Source organism: Wolbachia endosymbiont of Drosophila bocki, from assembly GCF_028982005.1.
GTDB classification, from domain to species: Bacteria; Pseudomonadota; Alphaproteobacteria; order Rickettsiales; family Anaplasmataceae; genus Wolbachia; species Wolbachia pipientis.
The window spans coordinates 1-5,824 of record NZ_JAPQLG010000213.1 but is presented as its reverse complement, the minus strand read 5'-3'; the positions used below and the strand labels follow the sequence as shown (position 1 = coordinate 5,824).

4 protein-coding genes, 1 rRNA gene and 1 pseudogene are annotated in these 5,824 nt (G+C 36.7%); 1 reads left to right on the top strand and 5 read right to left on the bottom strand.

The genetic code is table 11. The features are described 5' to 3' along the window. Positions 1–63: 63 nt before the first annotated feature. From OZD61_RS05435 to OZD61_RS05415, 5 genes and pseudogenes are all read right to left on the bottom strand, one after another. Positions 64–1,071, bottom strand: a pseudogene (locus tag OZD61_RS05435) (mannose-1-phosphate guanylyltransferase); the annotation flags it as partial. Between the two features lie 112 nt (positions 1,072–1,183). Next, entirely contained in the window at positions 1,184–2,422 is a 1,239-nt protein-coding gene (locus OZD61_RS05430; RefSeq protein WP_274980123.1) for a hypothetical protein, read from the bottom strand. A gap of 84 nt (positions 2,423–2,506) precedes the next feature. Further along, positions 2,507–2,863 (bottom strand): succinate dehydrogenase, hydrophobic membrane anchor protein, encoded by a 357-nt coding sequence (gene sdhD, locus OZD61_RS05425; RefSeq protein WP_010963113.1) that lies wholly within the window; start codon positions 2,861–2,863, stop codon positions 2,507–2,509. Continuing rightward, positions 2,860–3,237, bottom strand: a complete 378-nt coding sequence (gene sdhC, locus OZD61_RS05420) for a succinate dehydrogenase, cytochrome b556 subunit (RefSeq protein ID WP_274980122.1) — start codon at positions 3,235–3,237, stop codon at positions 2,860–2,862. Before sdhC ends, sdhD begins: the two co-directional genes overlap by 4 nt. A gap of 100 nt (positions 3,238–3,337) precedes the next feature. Then, positions 3,338–4,842: ribosomal RNA gene (locus OZD61_RS05415) — 16S ribosomal RNA — on the bottom strand. Positions 4,843–4,995: 153 nt separating this feature from the next. Between OZD61_RS05415 and OZD61_RS05410 the strand changes: the two genes are divergently transcribed. Beyond that, entirely contained in the window at positions 4,996–5,610 is a 615-nt protein-coding gene (locus OZD61_RS05410; protein WP_274980121.1) for a hypothetical protein, read from the top strand. Positions 5,611–5,824: the final 214 nt, after the last annotated feature.

Below are 5,824 nucleotides of genomic sequence, written 5' to 3'. Positions count from 1 at the left end.
GATATACCTCTTTCTTAACTATGCTTATTTTACCTCATATTTTCGAGATCCTTAACAGGTTCTAAGAAAATTTTCGCTCATTAAAATTATACTACAAAATCCCCATGGTTTAACTTCTTTCCTTATCACCTTTACTTTCTTAACTTTATGAATAAATGAAATTAGACTTTTGTTTGGTTGCTTACAAGCTCCACTCAATAAATTTTTATTACTTTCTGTCGTTGAAACTGGTTCTTTTTCTCTAATCACATGCTGAAATGATGCCGGTTCTTTACTAAACTTCTCACTCAATTCTAAAACTGAATTCCAAGTTCCAACATCCAACCAATCGAAATTAGCTTCTATCATTGCAACGTTTTTTGCTTTCTCCATCACCAAGTAATCAATGGATATGCCTTCAATTCCTGCAAAATCTCGTTGTTTTAAATACAGAAATCTCTCTTGCGGTGTGAAATATTTAAAACATAAATTGTAAAGATTCGGGGCAGATTTTTTAATCTCATCTATGTAGCGTTTTGCTTTAAACACAAATATTCCAGAGTTCCAATAATGATCGTTACTTAACTTACGCTCGGGCTTTTCTGTAAAATCTTTCACTATATGACATTTTTCTTTCTGATCATATACTGCATTTATATAGCCGTATTCAGAATTGAATTCATGAGGCTTAACCCCAAAAGTGACTATAGAGTTAGTTTCAGAGGCTAACTTAGACGCTTTTTGAGTAGAAGCATAAAAACTATTCAAATCACCTATAAAATGGTCTGAAGGCAGAATTAACATTGTCTCGTTTTCATTGCAGAGAAGTGCAGCAATTAATATTGCCGCTGCTGTTCCAATTTTCACTGGTTCGAAAATCACTTTATATTCTTGCAGTGCATGCAATTCCTCCATCACTAATGACTCGTACTGTATATTTGTAGCAATTATGGGCGGCATATAATCGCTTTTTAGCCTCAACAAAGTGTTGTGAAACATAGTGTTCTGACTAGATATTTTCTGAAATTGCTTTGGCTTAGATAAAGGCCAAAGTCTGCTACCACTACCACCACACAATACTACAGGGCGCATTTAGTTAAGATATTAATTAAATAATTAATATCTTATACTGAGGGCAAAATACATGCAAGTTTTTGTTGTGGAATAGTTAATAAAGAAAGTAAATGTTGATTTAAAGTAATTGCTAATGAGAGTGATCATGTGTAGCGCCCTGCCCTTGCTGTGAATTTCTTCTATTTTGTAATTCCTCAACATGACCTTTTCTTTTATCACTTAATATTTCATTACCCTTATTTTGTTCTTCCTCAGGACTCTTTAGTATTTCATTACTCTTGCTAACTTCTTTATCATCCCCTTGTTTCTTTGGCCTTCTAGCGTTAAGCTCATCCCATGTGCCCACTAGTGAATCACGATTCCCATGATACGGCTTTAGCCTTTCTTCACCTTTAATAACATTAAAGTCACTTTTTGCTTCTTCCAAACATCCTTTCAGTTGGTGTTTCCACATGGTGTAGTAAGCATCACCATATTTTTTCTCATTTGCTACAAACAATAAAATTGGAGCCTTAAGTATGGTAGCTCCCATATCCACTAAATTTTTTACTGCCATTGCAGGAGTAAATAAAAGATAACCAAAAGACTTTGCAATTGGGTTTTGTTCGCTTATTAAATGCTCCCCTAACTTTATAGGAAGAGAAGTCAACAATTTAGTACAAACTTTAGCTAAACTTGTAGCAAAAACGATAGGAACAGATATAAGACTTTTATCTAGCTCTAGATTACCATTCTGATCTCTAATTTCTGAAAAATGGGTGCTTAGCTTCTTGTAATCACTAGTGTATAATAATTCTCCATTTCTTCCTTTTTCATCAACAACTTCCTGAACTTTACCTTCTTTATTTTTTACCTCTTTAGTTAGCACAGAAGAATTAGTTAATTCAAATGGATATTGAGGATCCTTAGTTTTTTCAGCTTCAAAAATTGGCACGTGTTTTTTCAAATCCATTCTCGAAAAGCCTAATGGCTCAAAATATGACTTATGCAACTCATTTATCGGAATTTGCTTACCCTGATTGTCTATATAATTGATAGTAAAATAAGATCTATCATTATCTTTACCTTCGGTAACTAAAGATAATCTGAAACTTGGTTGTTCTCCATTCTCATCTTTTTGACCATACAAAAGTTTATAGGTTGGATTTTTATCTTTATCTAGTATAGCATTTCCATGTATATCCCTGTTTTCTATGATTTTAGCAGACTGTACAATTTGATCATAATTTTTTGGATACTGGCATTTCCTTCCATCATACATCATTACCTTTCTAAGGTCTTCGACGTAAACTTGAGATTCAGGTGAAGTAAGCAGACCTTTTGCTTTAAGTGTAAGATCTATTGCTACCTTTTTTAATGCTTCAAACATATTGTCAAACCAAAATCGCTATAATGCTATAGTTCAATAATAAAACTAGTACACTAATAATATATTAACACAGCACCGGTGATTTTACAAGAAAATATGCCTGTAGAAGATAAAGATTGTAAAAGCGAGGGTTATATAAGTAATGCTTGATAAGTACTTTATGCATGTAATTGTAAAAATCCTCAAAGGTACGCTGTGTATATAATCTTCGCATACTACCTGCATTCCAAGAACTGCGTGCCAAAAAATGCAAAACAACAATACAACAAAAAATAAAAGCTCTAGAGGGTGATTAATAAATTTTTCACTAAAAGACAAAGAGCTATCAGTATAAAATGTGCAAGAAAATGAATAGATAAACCAAGGAAACAGGAACAGTAAAATTACCGCAGAAACACGCTGAACCCACCAATGATGTACTGAATTTCCAGACTGACTCATATAAACATAAATAAAAAAGCCATAGTAGAAAGAAGTAGCGTTACTGTCAGCAGTATAGCACTCCTTGAAACGCCAGTAATTTCTAAATTAAGCCCAACATCCCACAATAAATGACGAATACCATTAAGAAAATGATATACAAAACTTATAAAACATAAGACATAAGCTAATTTAGCAACAGGAGTGAATAATAATGCATTTAAGCACCTTACTATAAGTAACTCAGGAAAGTAAACATGTAATATGAAATACCAAGAAAGTATCATTAATAAAAGGAATAGCAAGATACCAGTCAATCTATGCATAATAGAGAAAAAACTAGTAACTTGTACTTTATATATTTGTAAATGTGGAGAAAGAGGCCTATCACTCATAAAATTCCGTTATCGGGAAATTAAAATAAAGTAGAAGTAAAGACAGCAGTATAGCACATAACAACACCATCATTAAAAATGGTAAATTACGTGCAAAGCCTAAGGAGGTAATCCAGCTGCAGATTCCCCTACTGCTACCTTGTTACGACTTCACCCCAGTCACCGATCCCACTTTAAATAACTCCCTCCTTGCGGTTAGGTCGTTAGCTTCGAGTGAAACCAATTCCCATGGCGTGACGGGCAGTGTGTACAAGACCCGAAAACGTATTCACCGCGGCGTGCTGATCCACGATTACTAGCGATTCCAACTTCATGCACTCGAGTTGCAGAGTACAATCCGAACTGAGATGGCTTTTAAGGGATTAGCTTAGCCTCGCGACTTTGCAGCCCATTGTAGCCACCATTGTAGCACGTGTGTAGCCCACTCCATAAGGGCCATGATGACTTGACATCATCCCCACCTTCCTCCAGTTTATCACTGGCAGTTTCCTTAAAGTCCCCAGCATTACCTGATGGTAACTAAGGATGAGGGTTGCGCTCGTTGCGGGACTTAACCCAACATCTCACGACACGAGCTGACGACAGCCATGCAACACCTGTGTGAAACCCGGCCGAACCGACCCTATCCCTTCGAATAGGTATAATTTCCATGTCAAGGAGTGGTAAGGTTTTTCGCGTTGCATCGAATTAAACCACATGCTCCACCGCTTGTGCGGGTCCCCGTCAATTCCTTTGAGTTTTAATCTTGCGACCGTAGTCCCCAGGCGGAATGTTTAACGCGTTAGCTGTAATACAGAAAGTAAAACTTCCCATATTTAACATTCATCGTTTACAGCGTGGACTACCAGGGTATCTAATCCTGTTTGCTCCCCACGCCTTCGCGCCTCAGCGTCAGATTTGAACCAGATAGACGCCTTCGCCACTGGTGTTCCTCCTAATATTTACGAATTTCACCTCTACACTAGGAATTCCTCTATCCTCTTTCAATCTCTAGATTAGCAGTTTTAAAAGCAATTCCAAGGTTGAGCCTTGGGATTTCACTTTTAACTTACTAATCCGCCTACGCGCCCTTTACGCCCAATAATTCCGAACAACGCTAGCCCTCTCCGTATTACCGCGGCTGCTGGCACGGAGTTAGCCAGGACTTCTTCTGTGAGTACCGTCATTATCTTCCTCACTAAAAGAGCTTTACAACCCAAAGGCCTTCTTCACTCATGCGGCATGGCTGGATCAGGCTTTCGCCCATTGTCCAATATTCCCCACTGCTGCCTCCCGTAGGAGTCTGGACCGTATCTCAGTTCCAGTGTGGCTGATCATCCTCTCAGATCAGCTATAGATCATTGCCTTGGTAGGCTATTACTCCACCAACTAGCTAATCTAATATAGGCTCATCTAATAGCAATAAATTTTTCCCCCGTAGGGCGTATACGGTATTAGTTGCCGTTTCCAACAATTATTCCGTACTATTAGGTAGATTCCTATACATTACTCACCCGTCTGCCACTAAGTTATACCATAGCAAGCTACAATATAACCCCGTTCGACTTGCATGTGTTAGGCCTGCCGCCAGCGTTCATTCTGAGCCAGGATCAAACTCTCAAATTTAGACTTCAACCTATAAAAGGTTGAGGGTACATCGGATAAATCCGACAAAAAATAATTTAGCTTAATACTGCTGTCTTTATTTCTACTTTAGAAATATTTTAATCTCCAACTATTCAAACAACTTTGAGAATATTATTATGTGATATAATCACTATGTCAATATGTTTTTGCAAATCAAAAGCATTAATGTATAAATATATAACTATTTGGAATATTACCATGAAAAAATACATCTTTCTGCTTGCACTCGCGCCAATGTTAGTTGGCATCACATTATACTTATTGCGCAACATTGATAACACAAAACAATCTATAACTGCAGGTGACAAGTTTTACGAAGTATTATTCTTAAAAAAAGATAATAAGCCGCTGCTAGAAGAAATAGATTCAAATTGGGAGTATTTAGCAAATTTTGAACGCGCATTCAATCATATCTCAGATTCAATGCCAACAGACACAGCATCTATTTACAATGATTTGGCAGATGATAAAGATGCTCCTGATGTTTTTCGTGAGTTAGCACAATATTTAGAAGTAATGAGCTTACTTCACTCCAACGGTGAAAAAATAAATAAAGACAAAATTGATAATTTAGAATCAAGCACAGTATACCCTTATTCAAGCCAAGAAGCCATCGCTATAGTAAAGATACACAATAACGACGTTAAGGGTGCAACTGAAATATTGCGTTCCCTATTAAATGATAGAAAATGCCCTATCCTAATCAAAGCTAATGCACAAGAATTACTCAGGATATATGGGTGTTAACTCATTAGACTTTTTACATAGCTTTTGGCAGCGCATTGGATGAAACGAAAAACTTCCTTGACAAGCCTCGCCAGCTCCCTTATCACGATAATTGTATTTGCTTTCGCCAATCTGCAGATTAAAAGGTAAGGATTACTTAATGTGTCGGCGTCTTATGTTCAATTTTTTGCAGTATATAGATACTGTATGTCTTTACAAAACTTCATCTACATCT